The sequence below is a fragment of the Leptospirales bacterium genome, assembly GCA_019694655.1.
Taxonomy (GTDB): Bacteria; Spirochaetota; Leptospiria; order Leptospirales; family Leptonemataceae; genus SSF53.
In genome coordinates, this window is the sequence record JAIBBN010000004.1 from 21,208 (window position 1) to 40,270 (window position 19,063).

Annotated in this window: 15 protein-coding genes; 4 read left to right on the forward strand and 11 right to left on the reverse strand. The window is 59.8% G+C overall.

All coding sequences use genetic code 11. The features are described 5' to 3' along the window. Nucleotides 1-50: 50 nt before the first annotated feature. The 8 genes from K1X75_07855 to K1X75_07890 all read right to left on the reverse strand — a co-directional run bounded on the left by K1X75_07855 (nt 51) and on the right by K1X75_07890 (nt 8,807). Nucleotides 51-1,328: a glycosyltransferase family 4 protein gene (locus tag K1X75_07855; GenBank protein ID MBX7057966.1), complete on the reverse strand. Its 1,278-nt coding sequence runs from the start codon at nt 1,326-1,328 to the stop codon at nt 51-53. Between the two features lie 157 nt (nt 1,329-1,485). After that, a complete protein-coding gene (locus K1X75_07860; GenBank protein MBX7057967.1) occupies nt 1,486-2,412 on the reverse strand; it encodes a hypothetical protein in 927 nt (308 codons plus the stop codon). Then, nucleotides 2,409-3,692 carry a SpoIIE family protein phosphatase gene (locus K1X75_07865; protein MBX7057968.1) on the reverse strand — a complete coding sequence of 428 codons (1,284 nt, stop codon included), beginning with the start codon at nt 3,690-3,692 and terminating at the stop codon, nt 2,409-2,411. The genes K1X75_07860 and K1X75_07865 overlap by 4 nt, the downstream gene beginning before the upstream one ends. After that, nucleotides 3,689-4,375 carry a metallophosphoesterase gene (locus tag K1X75_07870; GenBank protein ID MBX7057969.1) on the reverse strand — a complete coding sequence of 229 codons (687 nt, stop codon included), beginning with the start codon at nt 4,373-4,375 and terminating at the stop codon, nt 3,689-3,691. The genes K1X75_07865 and K1X75_07870 overlap by 4 nt, the downstream gene beginning before the upstream one ends. 8 nt (nt 4,376-4,383) lie before the next feature. Next, nucleotides 4,384-5,361, reverse strand: a complete 978-nt coding sequence (gene hemF, locus K1X75_07875; GenBank protein MBX7057970.1) for an oxygen-dependent coproporphyrinogen oxidase — start codon at nt 5,359-5,361, stop codon at nt 4,384-4,386. 6 nt (nt 5,362-5,367) lie between these two features. Beyond that, entirely contained in the window at nt 5,368-6,507 is a 1,140-nt protein-coding gene (locus tag K1X75_07880; protein MBX7057971.1) for a hypothetical protein, read from the reverse strand. Between the two features lie 30 nt (nt 6,508-6,537). After that, nucleotides 6,538-7,563, reverse strand: coding sequence for a threonylcarbamoyl-AMP synthase (locus K1X75_07885; GenBank protein ID MBX7057972.1), 1,026 nt, complete (start codon nt 7,561-7,563; stop codon nt 6,538-6,540). Continuing rightward, a complete protein-coding gene (locus K1X75_07890) occupies nt 7,560-8,807 on the reverse strand; it encodes an insulinase family protein (protein MBX7057973.1) in 1,248 nt (415 codons plus the stop codon). The genes K1X75_07885 and K1X75_07890 overlap by 4 nt, the downstream gene beginning before the upstream one ends. Before the next feature lie 96 nt (nt 8,808-8,903). On the opposite strand from K1X75_07890, the gene K1X75_07895 reads away from it, so the two are divergent. Further along, a complete protein-coding gene (locus K1X75_07895) occupies nt 8,904-9,329 on the forward strand; it encodes a DUF423 domain-containing protein (protein ID MBX7057974.1) in 426 nt (141 codons plus the stop codon). A 15-nt stretch (nt 9,330-9,344) separates the two neighbouring features. Here the strand turns inward: K1X75_07895 and K1X75_07900 are convergent, their stop codons facing one another. Continuing rightward, on the reverse strand, nt 9,345-13,532 hold the full coding sequence (locus tag K1X75_07900) for an AAA family ATPase (protein ID MBX7057975.1): 4,188 nt from the start codon (nt 13,530-13,532) through the stop codon (nt 9,345-9,347). 95 nt (nt 13,533-13,627) lie between these two features. Here K1X75_07900 and K1X75_07905 point away from each other — a divergent pair, with 95 nt between their 5' ends. Both K1X75_07905 and K1X75_07910 read left to right on the forward strand, forming a co-directional pair. Continuing rightward, nucleotides 13,628-14,446 carry a sterol desaturase family protein gene (locus K1X75_07905; protein ID MBX7057976.1) on the forward strand — a complete coding sequence of 273 codons (819 nt, stop codon included), beginning with the start codon at nt 13,628-13,630 and terminating at the stop codon, nt 14,444-14,446. Continuing rightward, complete coding sequence (locus K1X75_07910) at nt 14,436-15,398, forward strand: DUF2804 domain-containing protein (protein MBX7057977.1); 963 nt, start codon at nt 14,436-14,438, stop codon at nt 15,396-15,398. The genes K1X75_07905 and K1X75_07910 overlap by 11 nt, the downstream gene beginning before the upstream one ends. A gap of 10 nt (nt 15,399-15,408) precedes the next feature. Here the strand turns inward: K1X75_07910 and K1X75_07915 are convergent, their stop codons facing one another. After that, nucleotides 15,409-16,569, reverse strand: a complete 1,161-nt coding sequence (locus K1X75_07915) for an SDR family oxidoreductase (protein MBX7057978.1) — start codon at nt 16,567-16,569, stop codon at nt 15,409-15,411. Between the two features lie 131 nt (nt 16,570-16,700). Between K1X75_07915 and K1X75_07920 the strand changes: the two genes are divergently transcribed. Beyond that, nucleotides 16,701-17,210, forward strand: coding sequence for a hypothetical protein (locus K1X75_07920; GenBank protein MBX7057979.1), 510 nt, complete (start codon nt 16,701-16,703; stop codon nt 17,208-17,210). Here the strand turns inward: K1X75_07920 and K1X75_07925 are convergent. After that, entirely contained in the window at nt 17,186-19,024 is a 1,839-nt protein-coding gene (locus K1X75_07925) for a radical SAM protein (protein ID MBX7057980.1), read from the reverse strand. The two genes, K1X75_07920 and K1X75_07925, sit on opposite strands and share 25 nt — an antisense overlap. Nucleotides 19,025-19,063: the final 39 nt, after the last annotated feature.

Genomic DNA, 19,063 nt, shown 5'->3' on the forward strand with positions numbered 1-19,063 from the left:
AGTAGCTGGTCTAGAATTTTTCGCGTGCGGGCGAGGGGTTTTTGCGCCGATTAGCTGCGGCCGGCGGTGAAGTCATCGGCGCGATCATAGATCGTCTCCAGCCTCTCGGCGGCCAGGTCCCAGCTGAGGTTTTCCGCTTCTTGCTTGCCCTGTTCCCGCAGCCGGTTGCGTTCAGCGCTGTCGCTCAGTACTGCAATGATGCTGCGGGCCATCTCGTCCACGTCCCAGAAGTCGACCTTGATGCAGTTTTCGATGATTTCACTGACTCCCGACTGCTTGGAAACGATGGTCGGCACGCCCTGCAGCATGGCCTCCAGCGGCGAAATGCCAAAGGGCTCGGAAACTGAGGGCATGACGTAGAGATCGCTCAACGCAAAGACGCGCCGGACCTGCTCGCGATTGAGAAAACCAGTATAGTGGAAGTAACGTCCTATCCCCAGATCGGCAGCCAGCTCAATCATACGATGGTACATGTCGCCGGTCCCGACCATCACAAAGCGCACGCCGCCAATTTGATCGATGACCCGACGGGCCGCACGAACGAAGTACTCTGGACCCTTCTGGAATGTAATGCGGCCCAGAAAGAGCACCGTGGGCTCCTTGATGCCGCGCACCTCTGGCGGCAGAGGATGTTCCTCTTCCGATTCCACGGCATTGTGGACGGCGAAGACACGTTCGGCAGCCGCGCCGTAGCGTCGAATCAGGATGCTGCGCGTGTAATTGCTAACCGCCGCCGACGCCGCCGCGGCATGGGCCGCATGACGCTCGATATCATAGATCAGTGAATTTACATTTTCGCCGCTGCGATCAAACTCCGTGGCATGCACGTGGATCAGCAGCGGACGTCCGGTCGCGGCCGCGGCCGCTTCGCCGGCAGGGAAGGTCATCCAGTCATGGGCATGAATAATATCGTAGGCTTCGCGGGCCGCATAGAGGCGCGCCAGCAATGCGAAGCTGAAGATTTCCTGGAACATGTGGTCGCCATAGCCGCCCTGCAGCAAAGCGCCAACGCTTCGATTTTCAATTGCTGCCCGCACCAATTCTTCGGCGCTCGTCTGCGGGCTGCCTTCCGGCTGAGCATAGGCGCCGCTGAGAGAGCCTTCGCTGATGGTCTGCAGCTGCTCCCGGTAGAGCACCATCTCCTCGACGCTCAATTGCTCCGCTGTTGGGCTGAGCACCCGGACGCCTTCGTCAAAGGCTGGCGTATTATTGTAACGCGGCAGGAAAAAGTCGACGCTGTGCCCGCGACGCACCAGTGCGCGCGCCAGACCACGGCAGGCGATGGCCAGGCCGCCGGTGATTTCCGGCGGGTACTCCCAGCCGAGCATGAAGATACGGCGCTTCCTCATTTTAAGCTATAAACGTGGAATCTTACGGACGAATTCATAGCAGGCTATTCAGCATAGAACAATTCCTGAACAGCGCCGGAAAATGCGTCAATCGTAGCTTGTGGGCGCGAAACTTTGCCTTTCGCCATTCGCAAAACTACGGACGGCAATGAATCCTTTCTTTCCCGGACGAATAAGTACAAAGCTGCGGACCGGCCTCGGTAGCCGTCCAGACTTCGCGACCGTATGCCAGGAAAAGCGGGCAGGCCTCCTCTTCGGCGCGTCCGCTGGCCTGGTAATTTCTGAAGCTTACATTCAATTCTGCACTTTCAGGGAGGCAGCCGCCGCGGAAACTTTCTGTCGCCGGTCGCCAGCGGATCGAACTGCGGCCCAGCTCCATCCAGTTAAGCACACTCTGATTGGGCCAATCGTCACTGTAATTTTCTACCACGCTACGAATTCCGCGCTCCAGCGCGCCGTTCTCGCTCTTGCCCCGCAACAGTCCCGGCGGCGTCAGGATCATGCTGCGCGCCGATAGATCGTGGAGCAGTTTGACTTCGCGTTCGCCTGGATGCCAGTTCTGAAAACGGGCGATGACCACAACCTCAAAGGCAATTGGCGATGCCTGCAGCCATTCCAGGGCCGGACCAGGGCGGTCCAGGGCAAGGACCAGGCTGCGACTGCGGTAGGCGCCGCGCCGCAGTGCAAGCTCCAGCAAATCGGCGAGGTCGCTTGAGAAGTCGGCGGCATCGGCAGCAGCATTGCCAGCCGGGCGATCCAGCGTTAGCAAGGTATAACCGCGCGCTCGCCAGCGCTCGGCCTGCGATTGCAATTCTTCGGCCCCATCTGCGCCGCGCGGCGCGTAGACCAGCAAATGCTGGGCGCCTGGAGCGCGCATCAGGCGAAAGGCGCGACCGTTTGTGCTGCGGCCGGCCGGTCGCCAGGCGGGGATGAAAAACTCGCTCAAGCCAGTCGACGCCTCGCCGGCCTCCGGCTCATCGCACTGACTCAGCAGCGGCAGCAACAGCAGGACAAATGCTACGCCATGCCATCCGCCCGGCGCGGCGCGCCCGGGCGCGATCATGGCTTCCGACGAATCAGCAACAGTGTTCGATCGTCGGGGAAGGCTTGTTCTTCGCGAAAGACATCCAGAGTTGCATCCAATCGGGGAATGACATCCGGAAGCGGAAGGTCTCGCCACTGGCGCAGGAGAGCGTTGATGCGATCTTCTCCATAGAGTTCGCCGCCGCCATTGTGTACATCTGAATAACCGTCGGAATAAGAAGCAAGCAGGTCTCCCGGTCCAAGCTGACAGCGGCCAGTGCTGAATTCGAATGCAGTCAACCCCAACACGGGACCGGTGCGTTCTAGCTCTTCCATGCCGCCATCATGGCGCAGGATGACTGGCGGAGTATGACCGGCCAGCAGGTACTCCACCTCGCCAGATTGCGGTTGAATTCGCGCAACAAAGCAAGTAATGAAGCGGCCTGTCACCAGAGATTCCAGCAGGTGCTTGTTCAGCCGATTGGCTAAACCGGTCAGGGTAGGCTCGACCTCATTTAGCAACTGGTATCCGGTATGGAACTCGGAGACCAGCATTGCCGCCGAGATTCCTTTGCCGGACACGTCAGCAATGATGCAGTCCAGTGCGCCGCTGCGCGCTGGCCGGAAGCCGTAATAGTCGCCGCCCACTTCGCGCGCCGGTTTCGAACCGCCCAGCACCTCGTAGCCGGCAAAACTTGGCATGGCAGCCGGGAATAGCTTGTTCTGAATTTCGGAGCAGAGACTCATCTCGGCATCGATCGACTTCTGACGCAATTTAACCTGGTGCAGATGAGCATTCTGGATTGCCAGCGCCGCCTGATGAGCAAATCCTTCCAGCAGTTCCTCGTCGCCTTCTGTAAAGGCCTGGCCGTCCATTCGATTCATCAACTGGGCCGTGCCAATGATGATGCTCTCCACAATCAAGGGCGTGCAAATGTAGGTCTGCGTCTTGTGTCCAAGCTTGCGATCGATCTGTTCGTAGAAGCGCGGATCATTGTGTACGTCATCGACGCGCACCGTCTTGCCGGTCTTGGCTACGCTGCCAGCAATCCCCTGGCCGATGGGCACCGAGATCTGCTTGAGCTTATCCCACTGGGGGTCGGTGGACTCCAGAAAAATTAGATCAGTACGCTCTTCATTGATCAGCGCAATGGAACCAACCTCTGCGCGCATCAGTTCGCAGGCGCGCCGCAGCGTATTTTTCAGAACGACATCAAGGTCCAGCGAGGCGTTCAGCAGCGCGAAAGAGTCCACCAGCGCCCGCAGGCGAAAGAGTTCCTCCTCCATTTCCAGATCGGAATTTTGATTCTCGACGCTCAACTTACTGTTCCCCCCGGTCCGCGCAACGACGGCGGCGTATAGTAAACGCGCGTCGCAGGCATTTGTATGATTTCTCGCGATTCCAGCACGCAGGCGCTGAGCGCTCTGCCGTAAACGCAGCCCGAATCCAATCCCAGGCTACGCTCACGGATATTCAAGCCCTTGCGCGCCCAGTGCCCGTAGAATACCGGTTTTTCGCCGCTATAGAATTCGTACCATGGCGGATTTGCCGGATTGGAAAGATCGCGCCCGCGGCCATCCCAGGTGCGGATATTTACCAGCACTCGAGGCGGCGTACGCTCAGGCCGCCGGCGCGGCCATAATCCGGCATGAACAGCGAGAAATTCGGCGGACTCCAAAAAGAAAGGTCTTTGTTCCAGCCATTGGTGCAGTTGCGGTCCCAGTTGATCGCGCAGTCGGCCGTAGCGCTCGCTGCTCAAGTAGCGTTGCAGGTATTCAAGGTCGTGGTTGCCCATCAAACACTCAAATCCGCGCCGCGCCACAAATTCTACGCAGCCGGCGCTGTCCGGACCGCGATTGATCAGATCGCCCAGCATGATCACACGATCCTCGGCGCCCAGACGCAGCTTGCGAATCAAGCGCTGCAGCTCGGCCAGGCAGCCGTGGACATCGCCCACAAATATGGTTCGGCGGGTAATCTGCTTCTTGTGCCAGAAGGCCATGCGCACGCTCAATCGGCCGGCGCGGAGTCGGCAGAAGTCGATTCCAGCCAGTCCCTGGGAAAACGCAATACATTCAGCAGTCGCTGCTCTTCAGCGGAATTTGCTTTGCGGTCGTACTGCCAGGCGGCCAGCGGCGGCATGCTCATCAGGATCGACTCAATGCGTCCGCCGGTGCGCAGACCAAATTGCGTACCGCGGTCGTGGAGCAGGTTGAATTCCGCGTACCGCCCCCGACGCCAGAGTTGAAATGTGCGCTGGGCCGGCGTAGAAGCAATCGCCGAACGTCGTTCAACGATGGGGACGTAGGAGGCCAAAAAGCAGCTGGCGCCATCCAGCACAAAGCGCAATGCGGCTTCCAGGTCTCCCTGCAGATAATCAAAAAAAATTCCGCCGACGCCGCGCGCTTCGCGGCGATGCGTTAGCCAGAAATACTCGTCGCATTGTTTTTTGAACTGCGCATAGTTTGCGACTGAATGCCGATCACAGAGTTCCTGCCACAATTCGTGAAAGTGGCGTGCATCTTCCTCATAGAGGATTGAGGGCGTCAGGTCGGCGCCGCCGCCAAACCATAGCTTCTCCGGCGATTGCAGCGATCCGCGCAGGATAATTCGGAAGTTCGCATGCACCGTTGGCACATGCGGATTTCTGGGATGCAGCACCAGCGAGAGGCCGCTGGCCCGAAAGGCGCGCTCCTGTCCCGGCAAAGAATTTTGCAGCTCCTCGTTGAACTGGCCTTCTACGTTCGAGAAGTTCACCCCGGCTCGTTCAAAGATGCGCCCGCCTTCCAGAACACGCGTGCGACCGCCGCCGCCCAGGCTGAGCCCCTCCTCGCCGCTTTGCCAGAGTTCCTCTTGAAAGGAAAGCGCAGGCAGCCCGGCATCGGCGCTGGCCAGATCCTGTTCCAGCGCTTCGAGGCTGGCAGTGATAGCGTCCTGGCTTTCGCGGAATCCGGCGACCGCCTCCTCAAAGATTTGCCGCGCTTCCAGATGGACCTACTGTCGCTTCCGGGCGATCATCAAGTTGGAGCGGCCCTGTTGAAAGACATAGCCAATGCCAAAAGGCAGAGACTTGACTGCACTACGATTGGCGTACATTTGCTTGAGGTCATTCTGGATGCGATTGGCAAAGAGCGGAATCGGCCGATCGTAAGCGCCGTAGAGCTGCACATCCCATTGCTCGCGGCCAAAAAACCGCACCGGCATTCCAGAGTCGTCCTGCATAAAGACTTCGCTTTGCTCCAGAACCAGAGAGCGGATCTTGCTGAAGCTATCGTTGTGCATCAGATAGCTGGCCGCCTTGGCATAGGCATTGAGTCGACCCTGTTGATGCATATAATTGAAGAAAGCCTGGTTGTCGCCGTCGTTGGCAATATTCATGGAGAAATACTGCAAGCGCGAGAGCTTGCCGTTCGGGTTGCGCAGTTCAATTTCGACGCCAGCGATGGCGCCTGGCGAGCTGGCAGCCGTCGCGCCGTTCTGCAACTGGCCGTCGCGATCGAGATGAATGTTGCGGGCATTGACGATGACGAGGCCATTGCGCGCCGCAAAGGCCAGAAGCACCGGCGCTACGCCAATCTGGCTCTGCAGCAATTCGACGTGCATGTCGTTAGTGCGAAAAAAGGAAAAGCGCAGAACGCTGGACAGGCTCTCGCGCGTCAGCTGCATCAAGCGTGCGCGGTTGGCAGCAGGCATATTGGCCAGGTCCGGCGGCAGGCCAGGCGGCTCCAGACCAAAGTGGATATAGAGCGGCGCCTCCGGAAAGAAGGCGTAGATATGGAGGAAATCCGGGCCGCCAAAGGGATAGAAGACTGTTCGGTCGCTGCTGCGCGCATCGGCTAGCTCGGCGGCGGCCCAGCTGCGCATAGGATTGAGTCGCGAGGCCTCGATCGGTTCATAATGCTTCCGGAAGTATTCACGCTGGCGCGCGGCTTCGGGCAGCCTTTCCAGAGCCTGCAGCGCACTGTGTTCCGACACGGGCATGCCTGCCAGATAGCGAGCTACATCGTCCCATTGCCGATTGTCGGTCGCCGGCTGCGCCTCCGTAGATTGCTGCGGATCAGGCGCGCAGGCCAGAAGCAGCACAAGAATCAAGGCAACGCCGCGCCCCGGCGAGGATCGCAAAATGTTGGGCATTAGGACAGCTCTCCAGGCCTTGAGTTCAGATCAATTCGAATCGGGATGCAGTCGAGCGGAGGCGGCGCGGCGCAGTCGGTCATTGATCGCCCGGCCCAGTCCAGCCTCGGGAGCGGGCAGGGCCACAAGCAGGTCGGCTTCGCTGGCCCATTCTTCGAAAGCAGAAAACAAGGCCGCCGCCGCCTCGCGCAGGTTGCCAGAAGGAGCAAGCACGGCCAGGCGATGTGGCGGCATCGATTGCAGCCACTGTGCTTCCGGCGGGAGCGGCGAAAGCAGTACAATCCGTCCGGGCGCGTGGCCCAGCTTTGCAATGGTCAGGCGCCAGAAATCCTCGCGCTGCTTCGCGTTGAGTTTGGTCCAGCCTTCCAGCCAGAGCAGCGGCGCGTCGGGCGCGTAGTGCTGCAGCAGTTGTCCAGGCGAGCGCGGCGCTCCGCTCTCCCGAACTTCCGTAACGACTTCAAATCCTGCGGCCTGCAGCTCCTCGCGTGTGAGCCCGCCTTCGCGCAGCAGCAGCAGCCCCTCTGGCGTCGATTGGAGCACGGTCGATTCCAGCCCGACGCGACAGGGGCCGCCTTCCAGGAAGCCCGCGACGGCAAAAGATAGCTGAGCGCAGGCCATGGCCGCGGTGGTCGGACTGCGTCGCCCGGATAGATTGGCCGACGGGGCGGCCAGCGGGAAGTCGCAGGCGTGCAGCAGGGCAAGCGCCTGCGGATGATCGGGGGCGCGAAAAGCGACCGGGCCGCCTCCGCCGCTGACAATGGGCGGAATGGCGCCGCGTTGTTCCAGCACCAGACTCAGCGGCCCTGGCCAGAACTGATCAGCCAGGGCGGCGCTCAGCGCATCCACCCGGGCATAGCGGTGCAAGGCATCGAGCCCGCTGACATGACAGATGATCGGGTTAAAATGTGGACGGCCCTTGGCTTCGAAAATCGAAGCAACGGCCTGTGCATCCAGGGCGTTGGCCGCCAGGCCGTAGACTGTTTCGGTGGGAATCAAGGCCAGCTGTCCGCGTCGTAAAACGGCGGCAGCTTCGGCAACGCTCAGCTCGAGGCTCACTCCGGCAAGAGGGCGCCGTGGAAGCGCGCGCCAGAAAAGGTCTTCTGCGCCTGTTCTAGAATATCATCCAGGCCGATGGCTTCGATCTCCTGCAGCGCCTTCTCCACAGCGTTGTAGCTCTCGCCGCGCAGCGCAGGCAGACTGATCATTCCGGCCATGCCGGCGCTGGTCTCTGCGCGCGAGGCGATCGAGGTGCGCAACGAAGCGCGCGCCCGTTCCAGTCGATCCAGGCCAACGCGCGATGAACAGATGCGATCAATTTGCGCCAGCACCTCGCGATGCAGAACAGGCATTTCATCGGGGGCGATGCCGCAGCTGATCCCCAGGCAATGAAAGGGCGGGTTGCGCATGGTCCAGGAGTAGACGCCGTAGCAGGAAAGGCCCAGCTCATCGCGAATGCGTTCAAAGAGCAGCGCTGATTCGTTTCCGCCCAGTATGTAGTTCATTACATCCTGCTTGTAGCGATCGGGATGCGAGCTGGGCAGCGCCGGAAAGAGCAGCTCGTAGTAAGCCTCCTGAATGCCAGGCTTGCTCAAGTTCAGTTCGCCGGCCGTGCAGCTGCAATCAGCAACGCGCGGCTGCTCGACGGCGCCCTCATCGGCATAGTGCTCGGCGATCGCCCGGCGCACGCGTTCGCGGTCCACGCCGCCCACGACAACGATCATCGTATTCTCGCGTCCGTAAAAGCGGGAGCGGAAGCCGTGCATCATCTCTACCGTCGCCGCCTGAATGGTCCTGGCTGTGCCAATCACCGGGTGATAGGTGCGGCCAAAAAATCCCTGCAGCGATCGCTCCGCCAGAAAACTGTCCGGATTGTCTTCCTGCTCGCGCAGCTCGCTCAAGATCGGATTGAGTTCGCGACGGAATTCCTCTTCGGGAAAAAGCGGATGCTGGTACATGTCGGCCAGAATGTCGAGGCCCAACTCAAAGGAATCATTGAGAACTGTAATGTAATAGGCCGTATGATCGTAGGTGGTGTAGGCGTTGAGCTTGCCGCCAATGTCGTTGGCAGCGCGCGAGATCGCGCTGCCTCCCGGCCGCTTACGCGAACCCTTGAAGAACATGTGCTCGAGGATATGCGCCAGGCCAAATTCCGACGCTTTTTCGATCGAAGAGCCCACGCCTGTAAGGATCTGCACATTGGTCAGGAAGCTGCTATTCTCCAGGTGCAAAACACGCACGCCGTTTACTTCGAATAGCTCGGGGACGATTCGCTCGGCCAGCATAGGGGCAAGAAGGGCCATTGCCCGGAAAATGCCACCTGTTTCGAGGAATTGTCGGCGCCTGGCGCAGCGAAAAATGCAGTTTTCAAGGCGCTGGCGACCGCCAGGCACAGCGCGATGAGTCCTATTTCAGTCGAGATTCCGCGCCCGGCGCGTCTGATTCTGCTCCTGGCTGCCATCCTTGGCGGCCTCAGCGTCGCTCTTGGGGCCTTCGGCGCACACGGCCTGCGCCAGATGGTCGGTCCGCGGGAGCAGGAGATCTTCGAGACCGCTGTTCGTTATCAATTCTATCATTGCTTTGCTCTGGCGCTGGTCGGCGTGCTTGGTATTCTGGCGCCGCCGCGCGCTCGCTGGTGGCGACTGGCGGCGATCGCTTTTGTTGCGGGCCTTTTTTTATTCTGTGGCGCCCTCTATGCCATCGTCTTCGGGGCGCCGCGCTGGTTTGGCGCCGTGGCGCCGCTGGGCGGATTGTCGTTCATAGTCGGTTGGATGCTGCTTGCTATCGGCCTCGGGTCGAAGTCAGCTTCGACCTTGCAGCGCTGAGACTGGCGTTGAGCTTCAGGCGGCAGGAGCGTGGCGGCGCCGCTCCCAGCGTTCGTTTTCGCCGCGAAGTCCCAGCTGAGCGAGCAGGTCCTGGGCCCGCGTTTGCAGCGCTGCATCCTCAAAGAAGTCGCCGGCTTCGGCAAGCGTAAGAGCAAGCTCATAAGGAAAGGCGCTGCTTTCCAGGCTGGCCAGCGCCTGGCGATAGATTTGTTCGGCTGCCTGCGGCTTGCCAAGCGCCTGTAGCAAAGCGGCGCGGCTGCGCAGCGCTGGCCCGCGCAGATAGGCGTACTTCTTTGCCAGTTTCATTGACAGCTTGCTGGCGCGCCGGGCCAGGCGCAACATTTGATCAGCCTGAGCCGGCAGCGCAAGCATCGCAAAGACGGCAGCATCAACAGCGTCGCATAGTGCAACCTTGACCCACGGCAGTTCCACGCGGTAGAGCTCGTTCGTTTCCAGGATCTGCCGCGCAAGTTGCGCGCAGTCCTCGGCCCACTTTTCGCGGACGGCAACGCCGGCCATATGACCGAGTGTGATTAAGTGATTCATCATGTCGCCTGTGTTGCGATTCAAGGCGGCGGCAATCTCCAGTTCCTGAAAGGCGGACGCGCCATTGCGCCTGCCCAGCAGGTATTCGCAGTACGGAGTTTTGCAATGGCGCCAGGCGCGGTGTACCGGCGAATTTGCGGCATCCGCAAGGTCGCCGGCGCGATTGTAACTTTCGGCCGCTTCAGCAAAACGCGCCAGCAGGAATTGAATCTGCCCAAGGCTGCCAATCGCAGTCAAATGTTCCCATACTCCGCCTGCTCGCTGGTAGAGTTCAATGGAGCGCCGAAAATGTTGTAAGCCCGGCTCTGGATCGCTGTCAAAAAGGCAACGAGCGCCCGCCAGAGAATGCGTTAGCGCGAGCGCGTGCAGGTCGTTGCTTTGTTCGGCCAGTCGGAGCGAGCGCTCGATTCTGTGCAATGCGGCCGAACTCTGGCCAAGGCCATTCAGCAGCAAGCCATAGGCGGCAGTAGCCACGCTCAGTTCGGCTGCATCTCCAACGCGTTCAGCGAGGTTGTAGTGCTGCAGCGTGCTCCAGGCATAGCGTTCCAGATCATAAAGGAAATAGAGCTTTGAAATCGTCTCCAGGGCCTGAATTCGTTGCCGGTAGAGGCGCGATCTGGCGCCCTCTACCGGCCGCTTGAACCAGGGCAGCAATCGGCGGAGCAATCGCTGGGCAAATCCTGCAAGCAGGGCGGCAAGAACGCCGGCGCGAGTTCGCGGCGGACGTCTGCCGAGGAGCGCCAATCCAGATTCCATTTCGCGAATTGCATCTTTGCGACGCTCAATTTCATGTAGGGCAGCCCCAATCAAGAAATGCAATGTCGCACGCTCTGCTCGGTCCGAAGCGGCGGCCAACTGCTGCCGGTAGAGCATGATTGACTCTTCAATTCGGCCCAGGCGCTGCAAAACGATGGCCTTGCCGCGCTGCGCTACTATGAAAACATCGGGAGACGGTGCGGTCGCACCCTTTTCCAGCAATTCCAGACTGCGCTGAAAATGATGCAGGGCCTCCCGATTTGCATAGGAGGATATCGCATGGCTTGCAGCCTCCAGACTGAACTGCAGCGCCTTGTCGGCGACGCCAGCCTGGTCAAAGTGATAGGCGAGAGTTTCTGCATACTCGAGGCTTGCTTCACCCGCCTGCTGTTCCAGCCAGTTTGCCAGCTGCTGGTGCAGGAACTGTCGCGTACTGAGCAGTGTAGTTTCATAGGCGACATCCCGAATCACAATGTGTTTGAAAATATAGGCCCGCGGCGAGGAGCTATGCAGGTGCGCCAGGTCCGTTGCTTCGAGAACCTGCAATGACTGTAAGCGACGTTGTTCGTTGAGGCTGTCGGGCAACAATCGAACTAACGTGTCGTAGGGAAAGCTGCGGCCAATCACACTGGCGGTTTTCAATGTTACTCGCGTATCTTCGTTGAGCGCATCGATTCTGGCCAGTACCGCGTCGCGCAGCGAGTGCGGGATTTTCAGCGTCCGCAGATCTGTCGCCAGTCGGCGTCCGACGCCGCTCTCGACCAGGTCGCCCTGGTCAATCAAGTGATCTACGAGCGTTTCAATGAAGAAAGGATTGCCGCCGGCCGCTTGCAATACCAGATCTTCCAGGCGTGCGTCGGGCGACGCCAGGCGCATTCGTTGGCGCAAGAGCTGGCGCGCCATCTCTCCGTCCAGGGGGCGCAATTCGATCCAACCTGGGCCAACCGTTGAACGCAAGGCCTCGCGCATCGAATCGTCCGGTCGCAAGGTTAGCAGGCTCAGGATCGGCGATTGTCCCAGTCGCGGCAGAAGAAAATGCAAGAGGCCCATGGAGGCTTCATCGATCCAGTGAGCATCTTCAAGAATCAACGCTAGCGGCTGCTTGGCCGAAAGTTGTTGCAAACGTTCAAGAACAATTTGGGCGAGCTGGAGACTGCGCTCCTGCGCGCTCAGTTCGCCCGCGAAAGTTGGTTCTTCGCAAGCATAACCCAGCATGCGCGCTAGAGCGGGCGCCCAATCTGCGCCGGCCTTGCACAACGAAAGTTGACGGCTCAACTCTGCTACGGCCTCTCTGGCCTCCGCTGGCAATTGCAGCGTTCTCCGCAGTAAATCGCGCCAGACAAAATAGGGAGTGTATCGCTCATAGGGCAGGCAGACGGCGCCCTGAATCGTGAATCCAAGCCTGGCAAGTTCATCGGCGGCCGCCGCCAGCAGGCGGGACTTGCCGACCCCAGCTTCTCCTTCCAGAGTCGCAGTGCATCCGCGTCCCTGTGCGGCGCTATTCATGGCATCGCGCAGGGCGGCCATTTCCTGCTCGCGGCCAATAATACTTCGCTCCGCGCTGGCAGCGATTGGCCGATGCGACTCCTGCAGAAGTCGGTAGTATTGTACGGCGCCGGCAATACCTTTTAGCTGACGACCTTCGATAGTAAGTAAATTGAAAGTATTATTAAGGCGTAACTTTACGGATTCACTGATGGCCGCGCCTGCAACCTGAAGATCGGTGGCCAGCCGCGTTGCCAGATTGATTGGCTCGCCCAGCAGGGTATAGGTTTTTCGTGTGAGCGAACCAAATTCCCCGCAAAAAAGCTGGCCGGAGGCGGCGGCACAGCGCAGCTCAAAGTGCTGACCGATGTCCGATTGCGCTAGCTGCAACGCCATGCGACTGGCGCGTTCCTCTTTGCGCTCAAGGGCCTGCGGCGCCCCAAAAGCAGTCAGCAGAATTCCTCCTTTGTCGCTGAGGTCGAGACCTAACAAGGCGCCGCCATGTATTTCCGCCGCTCGCAAACAATGGAGAAATAGTTCGTTGAGTTTAGAGAACTCCTCTTTCCTGCCGCTATCGTAATCGATTCTGGAGAAATGAACTTGCAGACAAACAGCTTCCCGGTATTCGGCGCGAAATCCAATGTGCGCCGAGAGGATACGCTCGAGAACCGCCTGGGGGACAAAGCGCTGCAAAGCCCGCTGCATCCGACCGGCATTGGCAGCTGAGGGCGGCGCGGACCGGCCCGGCCGGGGTGCGGCAGGCAATCGTGCGGCTCGCAAGCGCAAAGCGTCGCGGGCAATCCTTTCGTCCCCCGGAAGAACGTTTAGCAATGCTGCGAGGCTGTGGTGCGCCACAACTTCGCCGCCTGCGCAACCCTTCTCTGCATCGGTGGCAAATCGAACAGCATCGCCGCTAAGCAGGGGGCAGAGCCAGCTACTGGCGTCGCCAAGCAATAGACGCTGGTAAGCGCCATATCCAAGGCCTGCTTTGGCGCGCATCGCAAATTCCTGTCCGGCCACCGTGGAAGCAGGAAGCGATCGCAGCCGCGCCTGGATATCGAGTGCGGCAGCTGCGGCGCGATTGGTGCAAAGCGCGTCGTCTTCGCCTGGCTGCATTGCCAGCTCCGCCAGAATGGAGTCTCCGGCGAACTGGTAGACGACGCCGCCCCATTCCTCGAGGCAATCGATCAGCACCGTATAGTAGCGGCCGAGCAGGGCGTGAAGACCTTCGGCGCCCGCCGAACCCAGTGCGCTGTAGGCGACCGTAAGCGGCGTAAAACCTTCTATGTCTACAAAGAGAATAGCGCCGCGCGTCGCTTGTACCCGACGCATGGCCATTTCATTGGCTGCAATCGCCTGGACAATTCGCTGTGGCGCAAAGGCGATGAGATTGCGCACATCGCTGGATAAGGCCATGGCGAAGGATGCGGCGGAGGCCCTCAGCCTGACAAGTTGGAATATGCAAAAAAGTACATTTACACCGGCCGCGCGCCTCGCGCCGTTGCCTTCCTATGATGCAAGTGCTGCTTCAAATCTATACGGAACCGCGTTTCTTTCAGATCGTCTTTGGCACCGTACTCGTCGCCCTGGCGTCCTTTCTGATCATGGCCACGCCGCTCACGATTCTGGCCATCCTTGATCCGCCCGCTTTGCGCCGCTATCGCATCCAGCCGCGTCGAGGCAACTGGCGCAAGATGCTGCCCGATTCGCTGGAGCAGCTGGCAATCAATGTTGCGCTCACTTTGCTGGGCAGCATTTTACTCTGGCCTCTGTTGCGACTTTCCGGAATTCACTCCGGCCCCTGGCCCGCGTGGTATGTGGTGATTGCCTCCGTTGCCGCCTTTGCCATCCTCGATGACTTCCTTTTCTACTGTCTGCATTTCGCGATGCATCGGTCGCGCTGGCTCTACCGTAAGATTCACAGCGTACACCATCGCTTTCCCACGCCCATTGCGCTGTCTGGCAACTATATGCATCCGCTGGAATACATGCTGATCAGCTTGCTGGTAACCATCGGACCGGCTCTGATTGGAGCGCACGTTGGCGTTTTCTGGATCTGGGTTGTGTTCCGTCAGTGGGAGGCGGCCGAGCAGCACAGCGGCTATGACTTCCCTTTCAATCCCATGCGCTTGCTGCCGCTTTACGATGGCGCGCGCTATCACGACTTTCACCATTCCAAGTTCTTCGGCAACTACTCCGGTCTGCTGAGCTGGACGGACACGGTGTTTGGCACTCGAGCGCCGCGCTACGATGAGTACTTGAGTACGCGGCGCAGCGCTGCCGCGGAAGTGGAGGACCCCTTTGCCGGAGGCAAGGGCGATGTGGCTTGAGGAAAAGCGAGTACTACGATTTCGGCGCGGACCATTGTCGGCGCTGCTGCAACTGCCGCGCTTGCTGGCGCATTGGCGCGACAAAGAATGGTGGTACAGCGGACTGTATCATCCGCCCAGCGGCGTCTACCTGAGCTGGTATTGCGTTCGCGTTAACATTGCAGACAGCTTTACCATAACGCTCTTTGACCCCGCTTTGCCGCGGCCGCTGCAATGGACGAGGATACTCTACACCGAACCGAAAATTCCGCCGGAACAGTTGTCGCTTCATTACCAATCGCGCGGCGCCCAATTCAGCTACGAGGGGTCTCTGGAACGCGGCTGGCGTCTGCGATTCCGGAGCGGCGAATGGCAGGCTGATCTAGAGATCGCGCCAGGAACAAGCCCCTTTACCAAATTTGACAATGAAATTATCGAGCGCTACGCGCTGCTGCACCTATTTCAAAATACGGCCCGTGGAGAATTGTGTATCGGCGATCGCCGCTATATTTTCGATGGGGCCCTTGGCTATTACGACCATTGTTTTGGCCGCGTGCCGGCGCAAACCGGTTGGCACTGGCTGGCGGTGCAGAACAAGGACGCTGCGCTGGCCTCGCTCGTAAATTACGGTCCCTACGCTCAGCGTTACACAGAGGCCTACTTGCAGCCGGCAATTCCCGCCCCGCGCAATGCACAGTGGGTGCGGCTGGAACAGAGCGTCAGTTTTGAGCGAGAAAGACCCGCTGATTGGCGGCAGCCCTGGCGCGTCAGCTCTTCGGACATGAAACTTGATCTGGAAGTTTTGCAATACAGGACAAATGTGCAGCATATACCGCCGCTCACTCGATTCATCGTCGATCTAAAACACACCGAGGCCTACGTTCGAGCCACGGGCAGGCTGCGCATCGACGGCCGCTGGGTTGATCCGGGCCCCATGTATGGAGTGCTCGAGGAGCACTACGGGCGATGGTAGTCGCAGGCCGTCAGGACATGCCGCCGGTCGGAATTTCAGGGTGCTCGCGCATGTACTGCACCAGAGTCGGCGCATAGTCGGCGAAACGGGGACAGCGAATGCCGCTATTGGCGAGGTCGCGCAGGGCGTTGGTGCAGGTGTAATAGGTAGGATGTGTAAAGTAATCGAGCGCCTCCGGCGGAATGCGCATCCACTGCTGCAGGGGTGCGATATTTTCCAGCGCTTTGCGCGCCAGCATCGCCGGCAGGGGCGCGCGGATCAGCTGACGACCCGTGGCCTGCGCCAGGACGCTCAGCATTTCGCGAACTGTAAGCGCTTCTGGATCGGCCAGCGCATAGGTCCTGCCCAGCGAGCGCTCCTGACCGGAGAGCTCGGCCACGGCATCGACAACAAAATCGCGGGGCGCGACATTGACCCGCGTGTAACGGGCGCGCCCCAGGACCGGAGCGATCGCTATTTCTTTCTGGCGAAGCAGCAACTGAATGATGTAGTATGGTCCGTCGTATTTCTGCGTGGCGCCGCTGCGGCTGTCGCCCACTACGATCGACGGCCGATAGATCGTGGCCGGCAATCCAGCGGCCATGCTCTTGCGCACGGCGACTTCCGCCAGATGCTTGGTTTCCTCATAGTAATTGTTAAAGGGCGCCCCCCGGTCCAGGTCTTCCTCTGTAAAGGCGCCTGCGTAGCGGCCGCTGACATAGCAGGTGCTCATGTACTGGAAGCGACGCAGCTGGCGGCAGGCGCCGGCGAAGTGCAGCATGTTTTCCGTGCCCAGAACATTGACGCGCAGCGCAGGCTCGCGGGCCACGGCGAGATCATAGATTGCCGCCAGATGAAAAACTTCCACTACTTGCTCTGAAAGTTCTCCGAGGCCGGAGAGGCCAAGATCGGAGCGCACGATGTCGCCTTCGCGCAGCTCGACTCGATCCTGAAGCGGCGGATAGCGGGTCGTCAGGCTGCGCAAACGCTCTTCGGCGACAGCGCGAAATTCGCGCTGGATCAAACAGAGGGCGCGGACGCTGGCGCCATGCCTGGCCAGCACCCGCGGTAAAAGCTCGCTGCCCAGAAAACCGGGGAAGCCAGTAAAGAAGACAATCTCGCCCATCTGCGACGAGCTGGGCGCCGCTCCTTGCAATGCAAAGTCTTTTTGAGCGCAGCCGCTGCGGTGCACTCCACTCCTGGCCGCCGCGACCGGAAGTTGCCAGCTTTGCTGCTCCGAAAATGCTTGCGGCGCAAGCGCGGCGCGGGTCAAGGGGAAGCGTCAGCTTTACAAGCGACCGGGCAGTCGCTGCCTGTTGAACTATGCATATCCAATGGCGAATACTTGGCAAGGAACGACGGCGCGGCGACGTTCTGCTGCAGGCGCGCTACGGATTTCGCGTCGAGGGCCGGCTCGCTGAGCTGGAGTACAATCGTAGCTCCGCCGGTCCCATTTTTGCCGCGCTCTTTCAGGATAATGATCCCTTGCGTTTTCTCTACGCCGCCGGCGATCCGCCGCAATTGCAGGCCCGTCGTGGCAAGGACGTGGTGGCTGCGCTGGAATGGCGGCTGCAATCGCCGGACTTTCGCATCATGCTGGCCCCGCCGCGCAGCATGGCGCTTTCCTTTTATCGATACGCCATCGGGCAGAGCGAAGTGGCAATCAGTGAATTGGACAGGGCGCTGCCAGTCGGCCTGATGGATCGACAACGGATGATGTTTGAATTCGACGCTCAGCTGGATATGCCGCGCGCTTTGCTGCTGACGGCAGTTATCCTGGTCCTCGAAAACGAATGGGTCTACGCCCATCAACTTGCTTCAGGCGAGGCCTGAGCAAGCGCGGCGGATTGCTTGCGCCGCGCTTGCATTTCGCCCGCGTCAAGATCATTGCTGAAGTCGTAGTCTGCGCTGGATCCAAAAGGGACCGCTTCAATCACTTCAGCCAGGCGTTCAAAGGAAACAATCGGTCGGGACAGCAGCAGTCGCGTGGCGCGCTTCTTGCCCAGTCCGGGAATCTGTTCCAGTGCGCGCTGGCCCAATCGGTTGATCTGGATTGGCCAGCTCATGGTCAGGAGGCTGCGTTCTTCCGCGCCAAGGACAATAGCCGTAATGGGACGCTTTGCCTGGAACGCCGCCGTCGCCTGCGCATCGCTTTCCGGAATCTTGCAGGTCACAGGGTAGCTTCCCAGCGCTCGGCCCAGAAAGAATCCCTGGTTGCGCGCCTCCAGAATTACGTAGTGCAGACAGACGCCTGGCGGAAAATTTTTCAACAGCATCGGATGATCGATCTCTTTTCGAATTCGATCGCGGTAGTAGAGAAAGCGTTGCTCCAATGCCTGTGGCCGCCGGCGCTTGCGTCCGGCGCCGCCTTGCAGCTCCGGGTTTTTCTGCATTTGGTCCAGCTTCGTGCGCTGGAAGGTCACGGTCTGGCGGATGTTGATCCGTCGCAGCAAGAGTCCGCGATCCATTACTTGCTTCAAAAAGTTAAAGTTCTTCTCAAAACTGCCGTCCGACTCGCCCGGCAGTCCGTGGAGCAAATTGATGCCAGGTAGAAGACGCGGAATGCCGCCATCGCGAAGCGCGCCAAACTCATTGACGATCTCGATGGCCCGCATTGCTTGATCGGCGTCGCATTTCAGATCGTTGAGCTGAATCACCGCCGGGTCCGCGCTTTCCAGTCCCATGGCTGCGGTGTCGCCGGGCGTATTGTGCTCGGCGATGATGCGAATGATCTCGCGCGACTCTGCTGGAAAGGTGGCAATGAGTCCGGGATTGATATTGTCCAGATGCAACAGCTGCAAATCCGGCGCGGCCTGGCGAATGCCGGAGTACAGCGACTGCAAACTTTCGGGTCGCGGACGCGGAAAGGAATTCTGAAAATCATCCATGTCCGGCAGATAGGTCATCAGGTCCGCCTGGCGGCCCAATCGAAAGAAGCGATGACCCATGCGATATAACTCTGCAGTTTCGGCCAGGATGCCAGGCAGCGGACGAAATTCAGGTCTTCCGTAAAAGGCCTCCGTACAGAAGGAACAAAAGACATCGCGGGTGCAGCCGCGATAGGTTTCTAATTCCAGAATCAAATAAGGAAAATTGGGGTGCAGATTGCCAAGAAAGGCCCCGCGCTCGGCCCAGCGATCCACCTGCTGGTAGTTGCGTCGCGCGCCCAGAGCGGCGCCGTGCATGCTTTTCAATTCTTGCAGGCGATCGGACATCCGCCGACGGGCGCTGGCCGCTTCAAAGGCGTAGAGTTCAATATCGCCGCGCACCAGAATGCCGCCGCGCTGCTCGATAGCGCTGCGAATTTCAGTGGAAGCGTAGCGCAAGGGACCGCCCAGCAGCGTAATGCCGCCGCGGTTGTTGCGCTGCTGCCAGTCCAGAAATTCCAGCGTCTCGGCAACCGTTCCAATCTTGCCGCCCAGGTACTTGCCAGGCACCGTGGCCCCCGCAATGAGAATAGCCAGCTGCGGGCACTCTGCAAGACTCTTGCCTTGCGCACGCCATTGATCCACGGTCAGATAGCTGATGGCATGGGCGGGTATGCCAGCGTCCGCCAGCGCGCCAGCCACGTAGCGTGCGTAAGGGGACAGATAGGGCGGCACGCCAAAGCAGGCCGGTTCGTCCACGTAAAAGTCCAGGATCAGCATGCCGAATCAGGATCGTAGTTTGGCTTTACGCAAGCGGGC